Raw genomic sequence first — 23,275 nt, forward strand, 5'->3', positions numbered from 1 at the left:
GATCAACTGCTAAAAATCAGCCCAATCGGACACACTTTTTGAGCCTTAACCCACCTTAAGGGAAATCTTAGCGACGCAGGCCCAGGCGCTCGATCAGCTTACGGTAACGCTCAACATCGTTGTCCTGCAGGTACTGCAGCAGACCCTTGCGGCGACCGACCAGCAGCAGCAGACCACGACGGGAGTGGTGATCGTGCTTGTGGAACTTCAGGTGCTCGGTCAGCTGACGGATACGAGCGGTCAGCAGTGCAACCTGAGCCTCCGGGGAACCGGTGTCGGTCTCGTGCAGGCCGAACTCCTTGAGAATCTCTGCCTTTTCTGCGGTATTCAAAGCCATGGAAATCTAACTCCTTGAATCGAATTATGGTCGTTGTTTCAGTCCACATTCTCGGCTTTCTCAGAACCGAACAGCTTCCAGCCGCTAGTTCGTCGTAACTGCTTGTGGACCGCAGTTACAGCCGACGGACGACTTTACCAGCTATTCGGCCTTAGCCAAAATAGCCTCGGTGTCAGCGACATCCTGGTTCATTCTGCCAATGAGTTCCTCGACCGAGTCGAACTTCTCCATTCCGCGAATGCGGTCGACAAACTCAATCTGACCGGCAGCGCCGTAGAGGTCCGCGTGACGACCAATGACATAGGCCTCTACCGTGCGATCAGTATCTCCGAAGGTCACATTCGTACCCACTGACACCGCCGCTGGGTAGCGCACTCCGAACTCGATGTCGCCCTCCGGGTCCGTCTCCGGTCGCGCCCCTGTCGCCTGAGCGGTGAACCACGCCGCGTAGACACCATCAGCCGGGATTGCCAGTCCTTCTGCGAAGTCAATGTTGGCGGTTGGGAAGCCGAGCTGCGCTCCACCACGGCCCTGCCCCGGAATGACATCGCCATCGACGCGGTAGAAGTAACCGAGACAAGTGGCGGCCGCGGACACTGCACCGTCGGCAAGCAAACCGCGAATGCGCGTTGACGACACACGCTCAGTGGAGCCCTCGGCGGTGACATCGAGGAGGTCGACAATGGTGACATACACTCCACACTCACGTCCGTGCTCCGGCATGGTCTCGGCGGTGCCGGCGGCCTTCTGGCCATAGGTGAAGTTCTGGCCGACAAAAACGGCCTGCGCATTCAACTTGTCGCGCACAACGGTACGCACAAAGTCCTCGGCGGGGATGCTGGAGAAAGTCTTATCAAAAGGCACGACGAGCATGGCATCGATTCCCTCTGCCTCGGCCAGTTCGGCGCGACGGGAAACGGTGGACAGCGCCGGCGGCACCTTATCCGGCGCAAACAGCGCTACCGGATTCGGGTCAAAAGTCATCATGATTGACTTCACGCCGCGAGCGCGAGCGTCGCTGACCGCAGCAGCAATCAGGCGCTTATGCCCAAGGTGAATACCATCGAAAACCCCGATGGTTACGACCGTGTCGCCCAGGTCTGCGGGTGTGTTGTCCAAGCCATACCAAATCTCCACAAGGAGCCAGTGTAACTGGTCGCCGTTTAACACACCGCATATAGCGCAACATAGGATTGCGTCTATGACCGACTTCGATCCGATTGCAGACTCCGGCATCGTCATCGTGGACAAGCCCCAGGGCTGGACAAGTCACGATGTCGTGGGCAAACTCCGCCGTATTTTCCGCACCAAGAAGGTCGGCCACTCCGGCACCCTCGACCCGATGGCCACCGGCGTGCTGGTTCTCGGCATCGGCCGCGGCACACGGTTCCTGCCGCATGTCCACGCCGACACGAAGTCCTACCGTGCGACCGTTCGTCTCGGTGCTGCCACGCTTACCGACGACGCCGAGGGCGAGTTGCTCTCCGAAACCTCGGCGGCAGCAGTGACCGATGAGATGATCCGGGAGAAGATCGCGGACTTCACCGGCACGATTATGCAAAAACCGGCTGCGGTATCCGCGGTGAAGATTGACGGTGTCCGCGCCTACGAGCGGATTCGTCGGGGTGAAAAAGTGGATATCCCTGCGCGACCGGTGACAATCACCCGTTATGAGGTTTTGGACATCCGCCACGACACCGACCCCGCTCGTCCCGGTGAGTGCATCGACATCGACGTAGAGGTCGACTGCTCTGCTGGCACGTTCATTCGCGCACTGGCGCGCGACTTGGGTGAAGCGCTGGGGGTCGGCGGCCATCTCACCGCTTTGCGACGTACCGCCGCTGGCGTTTTCACCATTGGCGAGGCCTTAACTGTCGACGAGCTTTCGGATAGAGCTGAGCAGTTCGACGCTGCGCACCCGGAAATCGCAGAGATGCGTCGTCCCAGCCCGGAGCGTGCCGCTGCACTGCTGCCGATGAGCCTGGACGAAGCCTGCCTGCGCTGCTTTGACACCCGTGAGATCACTGAGCAGCAGGCGGCTGATTTAGCTCAGGGCAAGTGGCTGGAGCCAATCGGAAAGGCGGGAGTTTACGCGGCGGTGTCGCCGACGGGAAAGATTCCAGCACTGCTGACAGAATCGGGCAAACGTGCCAAAACAGTATTCGTGGTGCGCCCAGCCACGCTGTAAGAGGTAACCCGTCAGCGGCAACGCGTCACGTACCTCTTAAGGCTGCTCAATCCACACCGCAGTAACGACAATCCCAGCACCTCGAACCCAGAATCCTTGCACACCACGGAAGGCTTCGGGCACCTCACGGTGGAACGTCAGCTCCAAAGGCCCGCCCGCTAGCCTCCGCGCTGCTAGCCTCCGCGACAAACCACGCGTTGCTACTCGCTTTTTCCTCGGCTGCACGGAGATCTCAGCAAAGTCGAGCCACTGTCCGACCATCGGTTCCCAGAGTTTGTACATCGATTCTTTGGCGCTAAATTGCACCAGCGGGTCAAGGCGGGCTTCGTCAGCGCGCAAGACGGCATCGACGATTCCTAACTCCAGAGTCTGCTCGACTTCCACATCGATACCAATCCCCTGCAGCCGGGTATCGTGCGCAACCACCGCGGCCACGGCCTTGTCGCAGTGGCTAATTGATCCCACGACACCTCTTGGCCACAGCGGCGCGCCACTCGCCGACGTTCCAATCCCTTCGGCAGCGCGCTCCCCTAGCTGCTGCAACGCCATGTGCGCAGCTAGGCGCCCGCGGGTGAAGTCTCGAACTCTCGACGCCACTGCTCTGTCGGAGAGATTTAGCTCGGCAGCTCGGAGCTGCTGCAACTCCGCTTCACTAAACCGACGCTCGGCGTTGGGGGCGGTCACCAGCTGGCTACCGGCAGGTAGGTGCGTGGCCAGGGTCTCGTGGACGTCGGCAAGCACGCTCATGCGCTGATGCCGTACCATTTCTCTCCGCGGAAGCGGATGGCGACGAAGACAAGTCGCAGAATCATGAAGGCCAAGAGACCGCACCACACGCCAGAAAGGCCCCACCCAAATGCATGCGCCAACCAGACCGGTGGGAGAAAGCCGCACAGAACGGCGGTGACAGTGGCGTTGCGGAGGAAGGCTGCGTCACCGGCACCGAGCAAAACACCGTCGAGCGCGAAGACGATACCACCAATCGGAATCATTGCGACGAGAATCCACCACGGTCCCGAGGTGACGGCGCCAATTACACCTGTGTCATCGGTGAAAATGCGAACGATGCCAGCATTGCCCACTGCGAAAACTGCTGCCAGACCAAGGGAAATGATGGTTGACCAGGCAGCCACCCGTTTACCGGTCCAGCGTGCAACTGCCGTCGAGCTACCTCCGAGAGCTGCACCGACCAGCGTCTGCGCAGCGATGGCCAGCGAGTCGAGAACCAGCGAAATGAGGTTCCACAGCTGCAACATGACCTGGTGTCCGCCGAGGGTCGTCGGCCCAACGCGGCCAGCAACTGCGGCGGCGGAGAGGAACGCAACTTGAAAGGACAGGGAGCGGACGATGAGGTCGCGGCCGAGGACGAGTTGGCTCTTAATGATGTTGCCGTTGGGTCGCAGGGCAAGATTGCGCTCAGTACACTCCTTGAAGAGCCTGCGCAGGAATAACCCTCCCGTAATCAATTCACCGAAGAGCACGGCCATTGCGGAGCCTTCGAGCCCGAAGGCATGGACGAGCGGCACAATCACAATGGCCGCTGGGATAAGCCCGGACAGTACAAACAGCAACGGCGCGCGGGTGTTTTGAATACCGCGCAGCCAACCGTTTCCAGCCTGCGCAATCAGGGTCAGCGGGATGGCAAAGGAAGCTACCCGCAACCACTGCCCGGCATCGTGAGCGACCTCAGACTGTGGAGCAAGCCAGCCGGTAAATATCGGTGCTAGCCCCACGATGATGGCGAAGAGGCTTAGGCCCACAAAGATTGCAACCCACGTCGCCTGCAGTCCTTCTTCGACAGCCTCGTCAACGTTGCCCTTGCCGAAAGCCCGCGCTGACCGCGCCGTGGTGCCGTAGGCCAAGAATGTCAGCTGTGTGGTCACCACGGAAAAGACAGTGGAGCCTGCAGCGAGCGCCGCTAGCTGAACGGCGCCGAGTCGACCGATGACTGCAGTGTCCAGTAGCACATAGAGAGCGGGTGCGGCGAGCACACCCAACGCCGGCAGCGCCAGGGACACAATCTCGCGGAGGCTGACATCTGACTTCGCGCTTTCTTTCGTGCCCAGGCGTCCAGGCTTCTCCTGAGTTTCTCGCGAATCCGACAATCCTCTAGGCCTCGCTCGCGCCTCGGCGCGCCTTGGCTGCGACATCGCTGGTGTCCAGAATTGCCTGCAGCAGCTCCTCCTTGCTGCACTCCCGGGTTAGACCAGCCGCACGCTCGTGGCCACCCCCACCGATTGCCAGAGCAACCTGCGAGACATCGACAACCTCGCGGGAACGCAGGGATACCGCCCATTGACCCGAGTCGTATTCCTTGAGAACCGCACAGACATCGGCCGCATTGGTCGTACGCACAATGTCCACGACCGACTCAATCTCGTCGTGTCCGACCTCGCTAGTCTGGTCATGCTCAATGACAACATGAATCAGACCGGCACCGTCGCCCCACTCGGGCACCAGCGTGGCAGTGGAAAGCACCTGTCCCAAGAAGGGCAAGTAGGAAAATGGGTGCTCCTCCAGCAACTGTGCACCAATCGTGCGGGGATCGAGGCCCTTGTCCAGCAGACGTGCCGCAGCGGTGTGCATTCGCGAGCGCCCGAACTGGAACGACGCGGTGTCGGTCAGCAACCCCGCGTAGAGAGCATGTGCCATCGGCGTGGTCAGCTTGATGCCCCACACGCCGAAGAAGTCCAGCAGCACCATGGTCGAGGACTCAGCGAGCTCATCCACCATATTGACCGCACCAAAACGGGTGTTGGTTGCGTGGTGGTCGACATTGATAACGCGATCGGAGGCCATCACGCGCTCCTCCAACTCGCCCAGCCTCCCCGGGCTGGCGCAGTCGACAGTCACCCAGGTGTCGATGTCTTCGTCCAAGTCCGTGTACTCGACGAACCGCTCCCATCCGGGAATCGTCAACAGCGACTTGGCGGGCAGATCGCTCTCGCCGTAGCTGGCGACAGCAGAAATACCACGTTGCACTAGAGCCATGACCATCGCAGATGCGGCACCAATCGCATCCGCATCGGGGTGAACATGGGCAATGACGCCGACTTTCTTGGCGCCGGCAAGCATGTCCTGCATCTGCTGAATCGGCTTGGACATGCGGCGATCAATAGCCTGTGAGAGCTGGTGAGCTGCCTGCTCCTGAGCCTGCGGAGAAGTGGTCACGGCAAGTGCCCCTTTCATCGATAGGTCTAGACGGTGAAGAAACTTACTCCTCTTCGCGGTACGGGTTGGCATCGCCCGCGGGCGTAGCGCCCTTGGCCTGCTCAGCCAATTCTGCATCGCGCGCGCGAGTCTTATCGAGCAGCTCCTCCAAGTGCGCAGAAATCTCCGGCACCGTGTCGACCTCAAAAGTCAGCGTCGGCGTGTAGCGCACCCCGGTGCCGCGGCCGACCAGAGAACGCAGCTGTCCCTTTGCCTTCTCCAGCGCTGCCGCTGCCGACTCGTAGTCCGGTTCCTCGTCGAGTGTGCGTCCGCGCACGGTGTAGAAAACCGTGGCGTCGTGCAAATCGCCAGTGACGCGGCAGTCCGTAATAGTCACAAGCTCCAGGCGTCGATCCTTAATTTCGCGTTCAATTGCGCTGGCGACAATCTCCTGAATTCGCTTGGACAAACGGCGTGCTCGTGCCGGATCTGCCATGACCATCATCTCCTCGATCAGTTGGCGAAAGGTTTTTCCAAACTGAACAAGTGTATCAGTAGTTCTCACCGTCAAGCTCCCAGGTTAAGCCACCGCCCTTGCTACACGCTTGCTTGACGACGGCCACAGCGTACTCACCGCTTGGCGGTACGTGACCAGAAATGCAAAAAGGCGCCCCTTGCGGGACGCCTTTTCGGCTTTTATCCGATCGCTAACGCGATGATTTTCCGGCAATTAGGTGCGCGGAACCTCGACCATCTCGTAGACCTCGATAACGTCGTCGACCTGGATATCCGGGTAGGACAGCACCATACCGCACTCGTAACCGGCTGCGACCTCGGTGGCATCGTCCTTCTCGCGCTTCAGCGACTCGATGGTCGCCGAATCGGTGATGACGTTACCGTCGCGTACCAGGCGAGCCTTGGCGTTGCGGCGAACCTTGCCGGACTCGACCATACAACCTGCGATGAGGCCAACTGCGGAGGACTTGAAGATTGCGCGAATCTCCGCACGACCAATCTCCTTCTCCTCGTAGACCGGCTTGAGCATGCCCTTCAAAGCGGCCTCGACATCCTCGATAGCACGGTAGATTACCGTGTAGTAGCGAATGTCAACGCCCTCAGCATTGGCGAACTCAGTGGCCTTGCCCTCGGAGCGAACGTTGAAGCCGATGATAACGGCGTCAGACGCGGCAGCCAGCGAGACGTTGGTCTGCGTGACAGCGCCTACACCACGGTCGATGATGTTCAGGGCGACCTCGTCGTCGACCTCGATCTTGAGCAGGGCTTCTTCCAGTGCCTCGACGGTACCGGCGTTGTCGCCCTTCAGGATCAGGTTGAGGGTGTTGGTCTCCTTCAGAATCTCGTCCAGATTCTCCAGGGAGACGCGCTTACGACGACGTGCCTGCAGTGCGTTACGACGGCGCGCGTCACGGCGGTCTGCAATCTGGCGAGCCGTACGATCCTCATCAACAACCAGCAGGTTGTCGCCAGCACCCGGCACGGAGGTCAGGCCGAGCACCTGAACCGGACGGGAAGGACCGGCCTCTTCGACATCGTTACCGTATTCGTCCACCATGCGGCGAACACGGCCATAGGCGTCACCGACAACGATGGAGTCACCGACGCGCAGCGTACCGCGCTGGACGATAACTGTTGCCACAGGACCACGGCCGCGGTCGAGGTGAGCCTCGATGGCGACACCCTGGGCATCCATATCCGGATTGGCGCGCAGGTCAAGCGAAGCGTCGGCAGTCAGCAGCACAGCTTCGAGAAGCTGATCAATGTTGGTGCCCTGCTTAGCGGAGATATCGACGAACATGGTGTCGCCGCCCCACTCTTCGTCAGTGAGACCGTACTCAGTCAGCTGGCCACGAATCTTCTGCGGATCCGCAGTTTCCTTATCAATCTTGTTGACTGCCACGACAATCGGCACGTCAGCGGCCTTGGCGTGGTTAATAGCTTCAACCGTCTGCGGCATGACACCGTCGTCGGCTGCAACAACCAGAATCGCGATATCGGTGGACTTGGCACCGCGGGCACGCATGGCGGTAAACGCCTCGTGACCCGGGGTATCCAGGAATGTAACCTTGCGCTTCTCGCCGTCGAGCTCCACCGGAACTTGGTAAGCACCGATGTGCTGGGTAATGCCGCCGGATTCGTGACCACCGACGTTGGCCTGACGAATGGTGTCCAACAGGCGCGTCTTACCGTGGTCGACGTGACCCATCACGGTAACCACTGGCGGACGCTGCTCCAGGTCCTCATCGTCGCCCTCGTCCTCACCGAACTGGAGGTCGAAGGACTCGAGGAGCTCACGGTCCTCATCCTCCGGCGAGACAACCTGGACCTTGTAGTCCATCTCATCGCCGAGCAGCTGCAGGGTTTCATCGGAAACCGAAGCAGTTGCCGTTACCATTTCGCCGAGGTTGAACAACGCCTGGACCAGCGATGCTGCATCGGCGTTAATCTTCTCAGCGAAGTCGGACAGCGATGCACCACGTGCGAGACGAATGGTCTTGCCCTTACCGTTAGGAAGCTTAACGCCGCCCACCACGGACGGTGCCTGCATTGCCTCGTACTCATTGCGCTTCTGACGCTTCGACTTACGTCCGCGACGCGGGGCGCCTCCTGGCCGCCCGAATGCACCTGCAGTTCCACCGCGACGTCCACCGCGACCACCGCGTGGCCCGCCACCCGGACCTCCTGGGCCACGACCACGGCCACCGAAGCCGCCACCACCGCCGCCGCGGCTAGCCTTTGCAGGCATCTGCCCCGGATTCGGGTGCGAAGGCATCATTGCCGGAGTTGGACGGTTGCCACCTGGCTTATTACCGCGACCCTGGCCGCCCTGTGGGCGTGGGCCACCCTGGCGTGCTCCAGGCTTTGGTCCCGGACGACCGTGTCCTCCCTGTGGGCGCGGGCCACCCTGGCGTCCGCCAGGCTTCGGGCCCGGGCGACCGCCACCCTGCGGGCGCGGCATATTAGACGGCCGTGGTGCCGGACGGGAGGAACCACCAGTCGAGAACGGGTTGTTTGCCACACGCGGTGCGCGTGCACCCGGTTTCGGACCTGGCTTCGGGCCTGCCGGCTTCGGCGGGCGCGGCATTTCCTGTCCCGGCTTCGGGGAACGGGACGGTGCGGCGCTGGCTGCTCCTGGCTTCGGACCTGGAGCCGCTGGCTTTGCGCCTGGCTTTGCTGCCGTCGGCGCAGCGGGCTTAGCACCTGACTTTGCCGCAGGCTTAGCACCTGGCTTCGCACCCGGCTTTGCTGCCGTCGGCGCCGCGGGCTTAGCACCCGGCTTTGCAGCAGGCTTGGCACCTGGCTTCGCCGCAGCCTTCGTAGCTGGTGCAGCAGCGGATGCGTCCGCGCCTGCACCGCCGTTCTTCTCTTCGTAGACCTTCTTCATCTTCCTGACGACGGGGGGTTCCACCGTCGACGAAGCGGTCTTAACAAACTCGCCCTGAGCCTTCAGCTCGGCGAGTAGTTCTTTGCTGGTGACCCCGAGCTGCTTTGCGAGCTCATGGACACGTAGCTTTCCGGACACTGCTCTCCTCACTAGTGGGGGCCGAGCAGCGCCCGATGGCGGATCTGTCCGCGCACCGAGAGCGCCTGCAGGGCTCCCTCTTATTTATTGCCGTTCATCGCTGATGCTTCATCGTGTGCTCATCAGTGTTCAGGTCTTTCTGTTCTCATTTTTCCTGCCTCCCTGCTTATCGCCATGCACATGGGCAACGGGAGACGAATCCTCCGCTTCGTAGTACGTGGCGATAAACTGTTTAACCGGAAACGCATCTACCTGCGTAGATACCTTCAGTGCGCGGCCAAATGCGCGGCGCTTATCGGCGGTCTCCCAAGCTCTTAGCGTTGGAGTAATCCATGCACCTCGCCCCTGCATCCGACGACGCGGATCAGCAACGACAGCAATCGAGCCGTCTGGGCGGGTGGTAGCGACAATGCGCAGCAGCTCCGAACAATTGCGGCGCTGCTTAGTTGCAATGCAGGTGCGCGTGGGTGCAGGTGTATGAGTTGTCGAATTCGGGTTTATCACCCGTGAAGTCGTCATACTCCTGACGCACCCACCTTCCTGCTAAGAAACTCAGCGCGAAAATTCGCATAAGAAAATCGCGCCTTGTCGTTTGGCCACGTTCAAGCATAACCCGAAAAGGCGGGAAAGCGCCAACCCCCTGGCACCTTCCCGCCTCTTTCGCAACCGTTGGGACTAACTACCCCGCGTCACCCCGCGCTACCTCACGTCTTTACTTGGCGTCTACTCTGCGTCGGAATGGATGTCGATCCGCCAGCCGGTCAGACGAGCTGCCAGGCGAGCGTTCTGCCCTTCCTTACCGATAGCAAGCGACAGCTGATAATCCGGAACGACGACGTGAGCACGACGCTCTTCCATATCGAGAATCTTCACGCTGACCACCTTGGCTGGTGCTAGCGAGTTACCTACGAACTTCGCCGGATCCTCGTCGTAGTCGATGATGTCGACCTTCTCACCCTTGAGCTCATTCATAATTGAGCTGACTCGCTGGCCTCGCGGCCCAATGCAAGCTCCCTTAGCATTGAGCCCCTTCACAGTCGGACGCACCGCAACCTTGGTTCGGTGCCCTGCTTCACGGGCGATAGAGATCAATTCCACTGCCCCATCAGCAACTTCCGGGACTTCAAGTTCAAAGAGCTTGCGAATCAGTTCCGGGTGCGTACGCGAGAGGTGAATGGCGACACCACGCGGTGTCTTGTTCACACCCACGACATAGCACTTAATGCGGTCGCCGTGCTTGAGTTCCTCACCCGGCAGCTGCTCTGCGGGCATCAGAATTCCGTCGCGGCCATTGGCCTCCGAACCGATGTGCACGACAACGATGCCTTTTTCGTTGGCGTAAACGTCACGCTGGACGACACCGGAGATCACCTGATTGGACAGGTCTGCGTACTCGTCGAGAACCTTGTCGCTCTCTGCATCGCGCAGACGTGACAAAATGGTCTGGCGAACAGCAAATGCAGCAGTGCGCTCGAAGTCCTCCGGGGTGTCGTCCCATTCGGAGATGAGGTTTCCCTCTTCGTCGCGCTCCTGGGCGAAGACTATGACATCACCGGTCTCACGGTCGATTTCGGCGCGCGCGTGCCGTGCCGGCGCGGTGGTATTACGGTAGCTTTCACGCAATGCGCGGGCGACCAGTTCCAGCATTTCGTCGACAGGAATGCCCTTTTCCTTTTCCAAGGTTCGCAGGGCGGCTAGTTCAATCTTCACTTGTTATCCTCCAGCCTGGTCAAGGCATCGTCATAGTCTAGTCCCGCAAAGTCCTTCTCGGCTGCGGGCGGATTAGAGAATTCAACTTGTACCACTGCGCGGGCAATATCCGTTAATTGGACACACTGCCCAACAGCCTTCAGACGGCCCTTCGGCCCCTTAGAGGTAACGAGAATGACTGACTCTTCACCCGGTGACAGCGCACCGATACGGGCTGCGATCGTGGAACCGTCGGCAAGCGCAATTTCTGCGATACGACCACGGTTGCGACGCCAGTGACGTGGCTGAGTCAGCGGTGCGTCAATGCCAGGTGTGGAGACTTCCAGGGTGTATCCCTGTGCGCCGAAGTCGGCTTCACCACGTGCCTCAGCGGCATCCAGAGCTGCGGATACTTCATGCGTGGCCTGCTCCAGAACATCGAGGTCAGGACGCTGATCTGCGTCAACCAACACAATGACCTGAGACTTCGCGCCAGCGCGAACAACCTTGACATCTTCCACGTCAAGGCCGGTGTGTGCGAGCGCAGGGCTCACAAATTGTTCAATTTTCTCGGGTGCGGGAATCGCCATAACTGTAGAGTCTACAGGTCAGGCCCTTTTAATTGCGCACTTGGGCGCTTTCCCGTAACGCGTTGATACAAATCCGCGTCCACCGTGGCACCATAGTGTGGTGATTGTTCCGCCTTCCTCTCCTAGTTTTGCTTCCGTATCGCGTCGATCTCGCACGTTTACTCGCCGTGGTTTCCTCGCGGCGGCTCTCACTGTAGGGGCCCTTCCCGCGCTGTCTTCTTGCTCCCACCTCGTGGCACCGCGCCCGGATTACGCCATCGAAGTTCTTCGGGCGCTTGCTTCGCGCGACGCGCGTGCGCTTAACGACGAATACCCGGACCTCGCCGCCGTGCGCTCCACGCAGGTAACCGAGCTAGATAAGGAAATCACGCGTGCTTGCGGTACCCGCAAGGATGGCAAGCCCGTCGAGGAATGTCGTTCCGACGTCGCGGTCCCTGGTTCCCTGTTTGCCGGTGCCGACGCGAAGTTGTTGCTCACTGACTCGCGAAACAATCCAGTTCTGACAAAGGCTCTGGATTCACGCACCGCGCTCAGAGAGAAGCACACTGCACGCCTTGCCTCGGCTGTGGATGGCGGTCTGGTCCTGGCGCTGCGCACTGCCGGTGCTGAATGGGAAGAGCTCGTCCCCGCGATTCCCAGTGACAGGGATAAAATCTCGGGCGCCGAGGAACAGCTGGCCACCGCGCTTAAAGCCGAGTACATGGTGATTTACGGTGTTGGCGTGGCCGCACCACGGGTTACAGGTGACGCTACCTCCGCATTCATGGCTCGCGGGGAGCGCCACCGCATTGTGCGCGATCGCGTACGAAAGATTATGGAGGATGCCGAGGTCGGGGTGCCTGCAAGCGCCCCAGGTTACATGCCGGAGGGCGCACCTTCACCGGATACAGCCCCCGTCGACTACATGATTGCGTTGGAGCGTTATTGCGCACAGGCGTGGGAAGACGTACTGACGGCCGCGAAAAACGCCCAGATGCGTCTGTTCGCACTCCAGGCAGCGGGCATAGCGGCCGCCGGAGCGGCAGCTCTGGGGGGCAACAACTTGGAGCCGCTGCCTGGGCTCTAAGACTTTTGAGGCTAGGCCTTGCAGACCAGTTCCGCGACGTGAGCCGCGATCCCGTCTGCTGCGACCTCGCCTGTTTCGTTGGTCAGACGGTTGCGTAGCTCCACCTTGCCGTCGGCGTAGCCGCGGCCAAAGATAACCACGAATGGCATCCCGAGCAACTCGGCATCCTTGAACTTCACACCGGGGCTGACCTTCGGGCGATCGTCGAAAAGCACCTCAATACCCTGCTGGCTGAGCTCTTCCGCCAGCTGCTCTGCCGCCTCAGCAGCCTCGGCATTCTTACCGGCCACTGCGATGTGAACCTTGTACGGAGCTGCGGCGACCGGCCACTTTAGGCCCTTTTCATCAAGCTGCTGCTCTGCGAGAACAGCCACAAGTCGGGACACGCCAATGCCGTAGGAACCCATGGTTGGGCGGGCGCGCTTGCCGTTGACATCGAGAATGTCAATCTCAAAAGCGTTAGTGTACTTACGGCCCAACTGGAAAATGTGGCCAATCTCAATACCTCGCTCGATCTTCAGCGTGCCATGTCCCTCCGGAGCCGGATCGCCGTCACGCACCTCTGCGACATCGCAGATGCCGTCAATCTGGAAGTCACGACCGGCAACCACACCGATGATGTGCTTGCCAACCTCGTTGGCGCCCGCAATCCAATTCGTGCCCTCCGCCACGCGTGGGTCGGCTAGGACCTTCACACCGTAATCGGCGAGCCCCTGCGGGCCGACGTAGCCCTTGACCAGGAAGTCATTGGCTGCGAAATCCTTTTCATCCAGCAAACGCACCTCACCCGGTTCGAATGCAACCTCGAGACGCTTTTCATCGACCTCGCGGTCACCGGGAACCAAGATTGCGGTGAGCTGCTCCGGCAGCGCGTTACCCTCCTTGTCGACCTTTTTCGGGTCGACAGCGACGAGAACACACTTCAAAGTATCGGCAGCGGTGACCTCACGGCCGAGCTCCGCACCGTTGGCCCAATCAACGAGCGCTGCGATAGTAGTGCAGTTCGGCGATTCGTAAACTTTAGCCTCCGGCTGCCCCTCAATCGGCTGCGGTGCAACGGCCGGAATCTGTACCGCTTCGACGTTGGCGGCGTACTCGCCATCGGTGGAGACCACGAAGGAGTCCTCGCCATTTTCGCTGACGGCCAGGAACTCCTCGGAGGCCGAACCGCCCATCGCGCCGGAGGTGGCGTGGCAGATTTCGTACTTAATGCCCAGGCGGTCAAAAATGCGCTGGTAGGCACCGCGGTGCTGCAGGTAGGAATTCTCCAGCCCCTCGTCATCCATGTCGAAGGAGTAAGAGTCCTTCATCACGAACTCACGGCCACGCAGAATACCTGCACGCGGCCGAGCCTCATCGCGGTACTTGGTCTGAATCTGGAACAGCGTCGTTGGGAAGTCCTTGTAGGAGCTGAAGAGATCCTTGACTGCCAGTGCGAACATCTCTTCGTGCGTCGGCCCCAACAGGTAGTCCGCGCCCTTGCGATCCTTCAGGCGGAAGAGCTCAGGACCATATTCGGTCCACCGGTTCGTCGCCTCGTAGGGCTCCCGCGGCAGCAGTGCCGGGAATGCCAGCTCCTGTGCGCCAATGCCCTCCATCTCCTCGCGGACAACCTTTTCCACGTTGCGCAGAACCTTTAGGCCCAATGGCAGCCAGGAGTACACACCGGGAGCGGTTCGCCGGATGTAGCCGGCACGGACGAGCAGCTTGTGGCTAGGGACCTCGGCGTCAGCAGGATCCTCGCGCAGGGTGCGGAGGAACAGCTGGGACATTCGCGTAATCATGAATGCTGATTTTACCCGTCGATCATTCTGCGCAACATGCGGGGCGTTACTATGGTGCCCATGCTGGTAGTCCTACCCCCATCTGAGACCAAAGCCACTGGTGGCAACCATCCCGCAGTGGACTTTTCCTCGCTAAGCTTCGGTTCCCTCAACCCCATCCGTGAGCGCATCGCGACCGATCTCGTCGCTCTCAGCGCAGACCACGATGTCGCGATGGAAACTCTGAAGCTGGGCCCGCGTCTCACTGACGAGGTCACGGCCAACGCCGCCCTCCTAGAATCCCCGACCATGCCTGCGCTCGAGCGTTACACCGGGGTCCTCTACGACGCGCTCTCCCCCGCTGACCTGCCTGAGACCGGCCGTGCTCGTCTCGCCGTCGGCTCCGCACTCTTTGGCGTTATCGGTGGCGAGGACCTCATCCCCCACTATCGTCTCTCCGGCACGGTGAAACTCCCCTTCGCAGATCACCCCACCGAATCTGCCCCGACAATGAAGCGCCGTTGGGGCACCGCCATCACCGATGCCCTCAACGACATCGACTTCCTCATCGACCTTCGTTCCGGCACCTATGCGAACCTGGGCAAAGTCAAAGGCGCGACGACCATGACCGTGCTCACCGCCGAGGGCAAAATCGTCAGCCACTTCAACAAGCACTACAAGGGGCTATTCGCCCGCGCCATTGCTCTGTCAGATACGGCGCCGACATCCCCCACAGAGGCCGTCGAAATCGCTCGCGCCGCAGGACATGACGTCACGCTTGACGACGACACCCTCATCTTCCGCGTCCCGGAAAACTAAATGTCGCCGTTATAGCGCTTGCGGCCCGCAACGACGGCAGCAATCAGAGCAATGACGGCGATAAAGATGCTGTCGTATTTTGATCCTTCTCCGCCGAGGAGAAGGAGGCGGAAGATAATCATGGCTCCGAGGTAGAACACCAAGAAGGTCGCAGCTCCCAGCCAGATGGAACTGCGCAACTGGTCGTCGGCAAGCAGGCGGTCAATCGGTCCCGCTTTTTGCTGTTCTGGATTCTTCTTTGACTTGTTGTTGCTCTGCTCGTTGTTCTTACTCATCGCCCTCATCCAGACCGGCGACTTCACCGATGACGATGACGGCCGGAGGCTTGATTCCCTCTTCGACCATCTTCTCGCCGAGTTCGCCGAGTGTGCAGCGCAGCGACCGCTGATTCGGCAGCGTGCCGTCCTGAATAACCGCTGCCGGTGTCTTGGGGCTACGCCCGGCCTTCATCAGAGCCTCGGCAATCTTGGGACCGTTTTTGACACCCATGATGATGGCAATGGTGCCGTGCATGCGCCCCAGCGCGTCCCAGTTGACCAGGGAGGTCTTGTGTCCCGGCGGCACATGGCCGGACACGACGGTGAACTCGTGGTTGACACCTCGCATCGTTACGGGAATGCCAATCGTCCCTGGCACCGACAGTGCCGAGGTAATGCCCGGTACGACGCGAACCGGCACACCTGCCTTCTGCAGTTCCTGGAGCTCTTCAAAACCGCGACCGAAGATGTATGGGTCACCGCCCTTGAGCCGGACCACAAAGTAGCCTGCGCGAGCACGGTGAACGAGGAGTTCATTGATGCGCTCTTGGGCCATAGCGCGACCGTAAGGTAGCTTGCCCGCGTCGATAATCTCGACATCTGGTTCCAAGTCACCGAGCAGCGACAGCGGACCGAGATGGTCGGCGACCACAACGTCGGCAAGCCGAAGCAGACGGCGCCCCTCTACGGTAATCAGGCCGGGATCGCCCGGGCCACCGCCAACGAGTGCGACCTGACCTGCAAGGTCACCAGCGCGGGATGCGCGCCGACCGGTCAGCGCAACAGGCGTAAGCGGGCTGGCGGAACCCGTTTCATCATCGACCAAGATGCCACGACGATGCCCCTCGAGTGTTACTTCACGCAGCAGCGATTCGTCACAGCAGACCATGAGAGCCTTGCCCCAGCTCATCGCCTCGGTGAAACCGGTACGGCTGAGTGTAATGCGACCGTCTGCAGCCCATGCCTCAATGGCAGTGGTTACTTCCCCACCCTCACACACGGTGACGTCGGCGCCAGAGTCCAATAACCGAGGAATCACGCGCTCTGCAGCCGTGGAACCGCCAATCACCAACACACCGTAGTCTTTGAGAAGCAAACTCATAGCTAACACCTTACCCGGCGCAGGTAGTGACAAAGCGACTGACGTTATCCGGCGCACCCGCCGGATGTAAATGCAGGTAGCCGGCATGAATTCGACCGGACGCGGAAACAAAGCCGTCGCGTACAGTCTCACCGTGATATCCGCGCCAGCCCCAGGCTGACTGCCATCCGGCCGCGATAGCGGCGCTCGCAGTGTCATCGGTGAGCGCTGTCTTGTGGAATTCGTGTCCGCGCACGCGTGCTCCTGTCGGGCACAGCGCAGAATCCGTCAATGCCACGGCTTCTCGGTAGCCTAACTTCAACCGGGCCATGTGGGCACGCCCCGGAATGATGCCGCACATGCGACGTCCACCGAGGTCTTCGAGCAGCCACAGCAGCCCCGCGCACTCGCCGTGAACCAGTGCGCCGTCGTCGGCGGCTTGGCGGAAATCCCGGCGAATGTCGTCACGAACGGACAGCGCATCAGCGTGCTCTTCGGGAAAACCACCGGGCACGATGAAACCTTCGGCTTCCGGCAAGTCATCAACCAGCGGATCAAAGTCCACAACTTCAGCTCCGGCGGCCTGCAATAGTTCGCGGTGTTCAGCGTAGGTGAACGAGAACGCAGGTCCCGCAGCGACTGCCACACGCACGCGGCGCCCAGCAGCCAGTGGATTGACGAACTGCGCGGGATCCCAGGGCTCAGCCGGATAGGGCTTTCGGGCAAGCTGGATAAGCCGGTCAACGTCGATATAGGTCTCCACCAAGTTCGCCATCGATTCGATGACCGCTTCTAGCTGTTCGCCCTGCTCGACGGCGGTAACGAGTCCCAAATGCCTACTGGGAACCTCAATATCAGTCACCCGTGGAATAGCACCGAGCACTTCGATGCCCATGGCCTCCACAGAACGGGTAATGATGTCCGCATGCCGCGGACTGCCCACCTGATTAATAATCACACCGCTGACGCGGACATCGGTGCGCAGCGTGGAAAATCCGTGAACGACGGCCGCCGCCGACTGCGACATGTGCCGGGCATCGATAACCAACACGACCGGAAGCCCCAACAGCGAGGCAATCTCAGCCGTTGACCCCTCCACCGACAGTGGGTCGTCGCCAATGCGGCCGTCGAAAAGTCCCATAACACCTTCGACCACCGCAACATCACAGTCGGCAGCGCCGTGCGCGTAGAGCGGCCCAACCAACTCAGGCGCACACATGAAGGAATCCAAGTTTCGGCCCGGACGGCCAGCCGCTACCCCGTGATAGCCAGGGTCAATATAGTCCGGACCTACTTTGAACGGTGCCACCGCGTGACGACGCGACAGCGCCCGCATCAGACCAGTTGAGATGGTGGTCTTACCCGTGCCCGATGCTGTCGCCGCAATGACAAGTCCCGGCGCTACCACTCGATGCCCTTTTGTCCCTTACGCCCGACATCCATTGGGTGCTTGATCTTGGTCATCTCAGTCACCAAATCTGCGACCTCCACGAGCTTCGGGTCGGCGTCCCGGCCAGTCATGACCACATGCTGACGGCCAGGTCGGTTCTTCAAGGTCTCCACCACGTCGACGACATCAATCCAACCCCACTTGATTGGGTAGGTGAACTCGTCGAGGACATAAAAGTCGTGCACCTCATTTTCCAGGCGCCGCTTAATCTCCTGCCATCCCTCAGCTGCCGCTGCGGCATGGTCCTCCTCAGTGCCCTTCTTACGCGACCAGGACCAGCCTTCGCCCATCTTGTGCCATTCGACCGGGCCGCCTTCCCCCGTGTCGTCGTGAAGCTCGCCGAGCCGGCGCATGACGGCTTCCTCGCCGACCTTCCACTTTGCCGACTTCACAAACTGAAAGACTCCAATGTTCATCCCCTGATTCCATGCGCGCATCGCCATGCCGAATGCCGCCGTGGACTTTCCCTTACCTGGGCCGGTGTGCACGGCGGTAATCGGAATCATGCGACGCTGCCTGGTGGTCAGTCCGTCGTTGGGAATTGATTTAGGGTCAAGCTTTCCTTGTGCCATGGTCTCGATGATAGGCATGGACCACGCCCGCCACTGCTTCGGCATTGAGCTCGGAGAGGTTTATGCAGGTCGCACCTAATTCGACGCTGAGTTCCTGTGCCAGCCCGAGGCGCACGCGGGAACGCTCGCAGTCGATTACTACCGTCGCAGCCAACGCTTGACGACGAATCTTTGCGGCCGCGGCCCGCGCCTTCTCTATGCCATTGTTACCGGTTGCCCGGCCATCGGAGAGCAACACAATTATTGCGCGTCGTGTGGGCTCCCTGCGTGCTTCCCGTACGACTACTTCATGCGCCTTCAACAGGCCCTCGGCCAATGGAGTCCGGCCACCGGTGCGGACATCTGCGAGGCGACGCACTGCGGTGTCAACCGACTTGGTCGGCGGTAAAACGAGCTCGGCACTATTTCCGCGGAAGGTAATCACAGCGACTTTATCGCGACTCTGGTACGCATCGCGCAACAGCGAGGTGACCGCTCCGGTGACGGCTGCCAGACGGTCGCGCGCCGCCATGGAACCCGAGGTGTCCACAACGAAGACAACCAGATTGGACTCAGTTCCCTGCCGAATCGCACCATGTACATCTTCCGGCTCCAGGGGAATCATGGCATCTGCCATGCGGACACCACGATTCGCCGCCGCCAGCACCGTCGCCGGAACGTGCAGGCCGTGGCCACCACGCTTCGCACCGATGGTGCTGCCACGAGGACCAATGGCCTTAGAACGGCGTCCGGTATCTCCTTGCCCGACGCCGTCGACACTGATTTTACGAACGGCGAAAGGGGGCGCCTTCAGCGGCGCGACCTCCCTTCGAGCCGGCGGAGTCGGGCTGCTGCGGACCTTGAGGCTCCTGCGGGGCGGAGTCGGGTTCGAACTCGGAGGGCTGCTCCCGCTCCGACGCTGGCTGCTCCTGGTCCGACGCTGGCTGCTCCTGGTTATCTCGGAACTGCTCCTCTGCGTCTTGCAGAGCATCGTCGAGCTGCTCCTGATCCAGTCCCGGTTCATCGAAGGGGTCGCGGCGGCGACGGTGTGGCAGGGCCATTTCAGCAGCTACCTTGATGTCTTCCGCAGTGATCTCAATTGGCGTTCCCGCCTCAGGCTGTGCCGATACATCCCCAGCTACGCGCCAGGCAGCGTGGGCACGGGCGGTACGCGCAATGACGATGTCGGCACGCATGCCGTCCACATCAAAAGCAGCACATACGGTGGCAATTTGTCCGAGAATGTTGGGGCTCAATTCGACGTCGTCAAGCAGGGCGCGTGCGCGATCGATACGGGAGCGCAGTGCCTCGTCGTCGGCTGCGAAACGCGTGACGAAGTGTTCCGGATCGGCGTCAAAGTCGAGGCGACGGGCGACGATTTCCGCGCGGACCGCCGGGTCCTTGGAAGCGGTGACGTCGATGGCAAGACCGAATCGGTCGAGAAGTTGCGGCCGCAGTTCGCCCTCTTCCGGGTTCATCGTGCCCACTAACACGAACCGCGAGGTGGCGGAGTGCGAGATACCGTCACGTTCGACAACCACACGGCCTGTGGCGGCGGCATCGAGGACGGAGTCGACGAGGTGATCCGGCAGCAGGTTAATTTCGTCGACGTAGAGGATGCCGCCGTCGGCGGCGCTGAGCAGCCCAGGGTTGAATCGGGCGTGTCCGGTGGTCAGGACGGTCTCCACATCGATCGAACCAACCACGCGATCTTCCGTTGCACCGAGTGGCAGGTTAACCAGCTGCCCGCGGAGAAACGGAGCCAGCGCCCGGACAGCGGTGGTCTTTGCTGTGCCCTTCTCACCACGGATTACTACGCCACCAATCTCTGGTGACAATGCCGTCAGAATCAACGCAAGCTGTAGTCGCTGCTGCCCGACAATTGCGGTAAAGGGAAAAGTGGGCTCTGGCTGTGCAGTGGTAGCTGACGTGATTTTTTCCATAAACACAGTTCTACCCCACTGCGAGCGAATTGCTCACGGCGGGGTAGACAATGTTGGCTTTATTGAACTTTTCAGTTCTTCAGCACGGTTCCTTAGCGCTCCAGCTTCAGAGTCTTCTGGGAAGCCTCCCAGACCTCCTTGAACAGAGCCGGATCGTCAGCCAGGTGGGTACCGTAGGACGGGATGAGCTCCTTGAGCTTCGGAGCCCACTTGCCCATGTGACGGCCGAAGCAGCGCTCAATCAGGCTAATCATCACAGCCGGAGCGATGGAAGCACCCGGCGATGCACCCATCAGGCCGGCGATGGTGCCGTCCCAGGAGTTAATGACCGCAGTACCAAACTCGAGGGTACCGAAGACCGGAGCCTTCATCGGCTTAATGACCTGAACGCGCTGACCAGCGACAATCAGCTCCCAGTCCTCTGGGCGAGCATTCGGAACGTACTCGCGCAAGGACTCGATGCGTGCGTCGAAGTCCTTCAGGACCTCAGTGATGAGGTACTTGGTCAGACCCATTTCCTGCACACCGACGCCCAGCATGGACGGCAGGTTGGCCGGACGCAGAGACTTAATCAGGTCCAGGTTGTTGCCGTTCTTCAGGAACTTCATGTTCCAGCCGGCGTACGGACCAAAGAGCAGGCCACGCTTGCCGTCGATAACACGGGTGTCCAGGTGCGGAACCGACATCGGCGGCGTGCCGACGGAAGCCTTGCCGTAGACCTTGGCGTCATGCTGAGCAATAACGTCCTCATTGGTGCAGCGCAGCCACTGGCCGGAGACCGGGAAGCCACCGAAACCACGAATCTCGTTAATACGAGCCTTCTGCAGCAGCGGCAGTGCGTCACCGCCGGCACCGACGAAGACGAAGTTAGCAACCAGGGTGCGAACGTCCTTGGTGTGCAGGTTCTTCACAGTGACAATCCACTTGGAACCGTCGCGCTTCAGGCCAGTGACCTCGTGGCCGTAACGAATCTCAGTGCCCATGTCAGACAGAGCAGCCAGGTACTGCTTGGTCAGTGCACCGAAGTTAACGTCCGTACCGTTCGGGTTACGAATAGCGGAGACCGGCTGGGAGAAGTCGCGGCCCTCCGACATCAGCGGCAGGTACTCAGCGAAACGATCATTGTCCTCAATGAGTTCCTGACCGTGGAACAGCGGCTCCTTTTCGAGCGCCTCGTAGCGGCGGCGCATGAACGCAACCTGCTCCGGGCCCTGCGCGAAAGTAGTGTGGTCGACCGGGTTGATGAATTCCTTCGGATCAGTCAGGGTGCCGTTTTCAACCAGCGAAGTCCACAGCTGACGGGATACCTGGAACTGCTCATTGATGGTCTTTGCCTTAGTGACGTCGACCTTGCCGTTCTTCTCCGGCGTGTAGTTCAACTCACACAGAGCAGAGTGGCCGGTACCAGCGTTGTTCCACGGGGAGGAAGACTCCTTGGCGGGCTGATCGAGGCGCTCGAACAGAACCTGTGACCAGGATGGCTCGAGCTCCTTGAGCAGCACACCCAGCGTCGCACTCATTACACCTGCACCGATGAGGACGACATCTACCTCGTCGCCACTGGAGGCAGGAAGCTTGTTATCAGCCATTTTGCTGTCAACATCCTTACTAACTTGATTAGTGATTCAAACTAGCGCTCGCTCACATGCGCGCACACAACTAAAGACGCAAATGAGAGCTACCGTCTCAGTCCTTAAACCATTGTGTCACATATTCCCACTACCCCCGGTAATCGGCGCTAGGCTTGGGCCTGTGACTACCGATATTCCCGATTTCACTACCCCCGCCTTTAACCCCGATAACCTCGGCGATGACTACGCCCAACATGTCATCGAACTGGGGGAAGATCCCGACGGTGAAGGGCCGGTACGCGCTGTTCTGGTTCGCTATCGCCCCGCTTCGTCGGAAAGCGAGTTTCACACACGTCCGGCGGTCCTCTGGATTCATGGAATGTCGGATTACTTCTTCCAGAAGCATGTGGCCGAACGCTACCACGCCGAAGGGTACGCGTTTTACGCCATCGACCTGCGCAAGTGCGGGCGCGCCCACTTGCCTGGACAGACGTGGCACGGTTGCAGCGATCTCACACATTACTTCGAGGACCTCAACGAAGCACTCGCGGTGGTGGAACAGTCTGGTCACACGAGCGTCAGTCTCAACGCGCACTCCACTGGTGGGCTGATTGCCGTGCTGTGGCTCGACTGGTTACGCAGCATGGGCGGCCATTGCCCGCAGGCTCCTCATATTTCCGTCACCTCAGCAGTGTTGAACTCCCCTTGGCTGACTCTCCACGTTTCCCGCGCTAAGGCTCCGGTGTACTCCGTGGCGGCTCGCGTTATGTCCCGGCTGCGCCCCAACAGTCTCATTCCGGTGCAGTCCTCGGGTGGCTACGGCAAGTCCATCAGCGTCGATCACCAGGGGCGCTGGGAGTACAACCGCACTTTCAAGCCGCTGACGGGACACGACAAGAACTGGCGTTGGCTGAACTCCATCATCGTCGGCCAACAGCGCGTCAGCCGCGGTATCGACACCGGCGTTCCGACGCTCGTCCTCCATTCAGACAACTACCTGCTCGGCTCCGACTACACCCCGGAACTGAACCGCGTCGACTCTGTCCTCAATACTGAGCAGATTGCCGATGCCACTGCCCATCTCGGCCCGCAGGCTCGTAATGTCGCAATTCCGGGGGCTCTTCATGACGTGTATCTGTCGGAGCCGGACGCACTGGAACGAGCTTTTGATGAGACCTTCCAATTCCTCGCCACTATCAAACCGGGAGACAGCGCCAAATAGGCCAAATAGGGACGGAATAGGGATTCGGAATAAAACCGCTTTCAGTACCGTTGAAGC

General features: G+C 60.4%; 22 protein-coding genes. 4 read left to right on the plus strand and 18 right to left on the minus strand.

From position 1 onward, the window contains the following. Positions 1-67 precede the first annotated feature (67 nt). Both rpsO and Q0U90_RS08710 read right to left on the minus strand, forming a co-directional pair. Positions 68-337, minus strand: a complete 270-nt coding sequence (gene rpsO, locus Q0U90_RS08705) for a 30S ribosomal protein S15 (RefSeq protein ID WP_016422594.1) — start codon at positions 335-337, stop codon at positions 68-70. A gap of 141 nt (positions 338-478) precedes the next feature. Next, complete coding sequence (locus Q0U90_RS08710) at positions 479-1,474, minus strand: bifunctional riboflavin kinase/FAD synthetase (RefSeq protein ID WP_297453722.1); 996 nt, start codon at positions 1,472-1,474, stop codon at positions 479-481. Positions 1,475-1,538: 64 nt separating this feature from the next. On the opposite strand from Q0U90_RS08710, the gene truB reads away from it, so the two are divergent. Then, the gene (gene truB / locus Q0U90_RS08715; RefSeq protein ID WP_297453725.1) at positions 1,539-2,525 is read left to right on the plus strand and encodes a tRNA pseudouridine(55) synthase TruB; all 987 of its coding nucleotides are present in this window, start codon (positions 1,539-1,541) and stop codon (positions 2,523-2,525) included. Positions 2,526-2,561: 36 nt separating this feature from the next. Here the strand turns inward: truB and Q0U90_RS08720 are convergent, their stop codons facing one another. The 8 genes from Q0U90_RS08720 to rimP form a co-directional block, all read right to left on the minus strand. Beyond that, entirely contained in the window at positions 2,562-3,272 is a 711-nt protein-coding gene (locus Q0U90_RS08720) for a 4'-phosphopantetheinyl transferase superfamily protein (RefSeq protein WP_297453728.1), read from the minus strand. Next, a complete protein-coding gene (locus Q0U90_RS08725) occupies positions 3,269-4,591 on the minus strand; it encodes an MATE family efflux transporter (RefSeq protein WP_297453791.1) in 1,323 nt (440 codons plus the stop codon). Before Q0U90_RS08725 ends, Q0U90_RS08720 begins: the two co-directional genes overlap by 4 nt. 43 nt (positions 4,592-4,634) lie before the next feature. After that, positions 4,635-5,696, minus strand: a complete 1,062-nt coding sequence (locus Q0U90_RS08730) for a DHH family phosphoesterase (RefSeq protein ID WP_297453731.1) — start codon at positions 5,694-5,696, stop codon at positions 4,635-4,637. Positions 5,697-5,739: 43 nt separating this feature from the next. Continuing rightward, complete coding sequence (gene rbfA / locus Q0U90_RS08735) at positions 5,740-6,171, minus strand: 30S ribosome-binding factor RbfA (protein ID WP_297453734.1); 432 nt, start codon at positions 6,169-6,171, stop codon at positions 5,740-5,742. A 234-nt stretch (positions 6,172-6,405) separates the two neighbouring features. Next, positions 6,406-9,216: a translation initiation factor IF-2 gene (infB, locus tag Q0U90_RS08740; protein ID WP_297453736.1), complete on the minus strand. Its 2,811-nt coding sequence runs from the start codon at positions 9,214-9,216 to the stop codon at positions 6,406-6,408. 129 nt (positions 9,217-9,345) lie between these two features. Then, a complete protein-coding gene (locus tag Q0U90_RS08745; protein WP_297453739.1) occupies positions 9,346-9,735 on the minus strand; it encodes a YlxR family protein in 390 nt (129 codons plus the stop codon). Positions 9,736-9,939: 204 nt separating this feature from the next. Further along, positions 9,940-10,926 carry a transcription termination factor NusA gene (nusA, locus tag Q0U90_RS08750; RefSeq protein ID WP_297453742.1) on the minus strand — a complete coding sequence of 329 codons (987 nt, stop codon included), beginning with the start codon at positions 10,924-10,926 and terminating at the stop codon, positions 9,940-9,942. Then, the gene (rimP, locus tag Q0U90_RS08755; RefSeq protein ID WP_297453744.1) at positions 10,923-11,495 is read right to left on the minus strand and encodes a ribosome maturation factor RimP; all 573 of its coding nucleotides are present in this window, start codon (positions 11,493-11,495) and stop codon (positions 10,923-10,925) included. The genes nusA and rimP overlap by 4 nt, the downstream gene beginning before the upstream one ends. Positions 11,496-11,727: 232 nt before the next feature. Between rimP and Q0U90_RS08760 the strand changes: the two genes are divergently transcribed. After that, the gene (locus Q0U90_RS08760) at positions 11,728-12,561 is read left to right on the plus strand and encodes a DUF4439 domain-containing protein (protein WP_297453747.1); all 834 of its coding nucleotides are present in this window, start codon (positions 11,728-11,730) and stop codon (positions 12,559-12,561) included. A gap of 11 nt (positions 12,562-12,572) precedes the next feature. Here the strand turns inward: Q0U90_RS08760 and Q0U90_RS08765 are convergent, their stop codons facing one another. Then, positions 12,573-14,345: a proline--tRNA ligase gene (locus tag Q0U90_RS08765; RefSeq protein WP_297453751.1), complete on the minus strand. Its 1,773-nt coding sequence runs from the start codon at positions 14,343-14,345 to the stop codon at positions 12,573-12,575. 60 nt (positions 14,346-14,405) lie between these two features. Between Q0U90_RS08765 and Q0U90_RS08770 the strand changes: the two genes are divergently transcribed. Continuing rightward, positions 14,406-15,143 carry a peroxide stress protein YaaA gene (locus Q0U90_RS08770; RefSeq protein WP_297453794.1) on the plus strand — a complete coding sequence of 246 codons (738 nt, stop codon included), beginning with the start codon at positions 14,406-14,408 and terminating at the stop codon, positions 15,141-15,143. Here the strand turns inward: Q0U90_RS08770 and Q0U90_RS08775 are convergent. The 7 genes from Q0U90_RS08775 to mqo all read right to left on the minus strand — a co-directional run bounded on the left by Q0U90_RS08775 (position 15,140) and on the right by mqo (position 22,014). Next, positions 15,140-15,418, minus strand: a complete 279-nt coding sequence (locus Q0U90_RS08775; protein ID WP_297453754.1) for a hypothetical protein — start codon at positions 15,416-15,418, stop codon at positions 15,140-15,142. The two genes, Q0U90_RS08770 and Q0U90_RS08775, sit on opposite strands and share 4 nt — an antisense overlap. Beyond that, complete coding sequence (cobA, locus tag Q0U90_RS08780; protein WP_297453757.1) at positions 15,411-16,502, minus strand: uroporphyrinogen-III C-methyltransferase; 1,092 nt, start codon at positions 16,500-16,502, stop codon at positions 15,411-15,413. Before cobA ends, Q0U90_RS08775 begins: the two co-directional genes overlap by 8 nt. Before the next feature lie 10 nt (positions 16,503-16,512). Next, complete coding sequence (locus Q0U90_RS08785; protein WP_297453760.1) at positions 16,513-17,889, minus strand: cobyrinate a,c-diamide synthase; 1,377 nt, start codon at positions 17,887-17,889, stop codon at positions 16,513-16,515. Next, on the minus strand, positions 17,883-18,503 hold the full coding sequence (cobO, locus tag Q0U90_RS08790) for a cob(I)yrinic acid a,c-diamide adenosyltransferase (RefSeq protein WP_297453763.1): 621 nt from the start codon (positions 18,501-18,503) through the stop codon (positions 17,883-17,885). Before cobO ends, Q0U90_RS08785 begins: the two co-directional genes overlap by 7 nt. After that, positions 18,484-19,119, minus strand: coding sequence for a VWA domain-containing protein (locus Q0U90_RS08795; protein ID WP_297453764.1), 636 nt, complete (start codon positions 19,117-19,119; stop codon positions 18,484-18,486). Before Q0U90_RS08795 ends, cobO begins: the two co-directional genes overlap by 20 nt. A 148-nt stretch (positions 19,120-19,267) precedes the next feature. After that, positions 19,268-20,425, minus strand: coding sequence for an AAA family ATPase (locus tag Q0U90_RS08800; RefSeq protein WP_297453765.1), 1,158 nt, complete (start codon positions 20,423-20,425; stop codon positions 19,268-19,270). 92 nt (positions 20,426-20,517) lie between these two features. Then, complete coding sequence (gene mqo, locus Q0U90_RS08805) at positions 20,518-22,014, minus strand: malate dehydrogenase (quinone) (RefSeq protein WP_297453766.1); 1,497 nt, start codon at positions 22,012-22,014, stop codon at positions 20,518-20,520. 163 nt (positions 22,015-22,177) lie between these two features. Between mqo and Q0U90_RS08810 the strand changes: the two genes are divergently transcribed. Continuing rightward, positions 22,178-23,218, plus strand: a complete 1,041-nt coding sequence (locus Q0U90_RS08810; protein ID WP_297453767.1) for an alpha/beta hydrolase — start codon at positions 22,178-22,180, stop codon at positions 23,216-23,218. The last annotated feature ends 57 nt before the right edge of the window (positions 23,219-23,275 follow it).

The organism is uncultured Corynebacterium sp., from assembly GCF_946998835.1.
Classification (GTDB): Bacteria; Actinomycetota; Actinomycetes; order Mycobacteriales; family Mycobacteriaceae; genus Corynebacterium.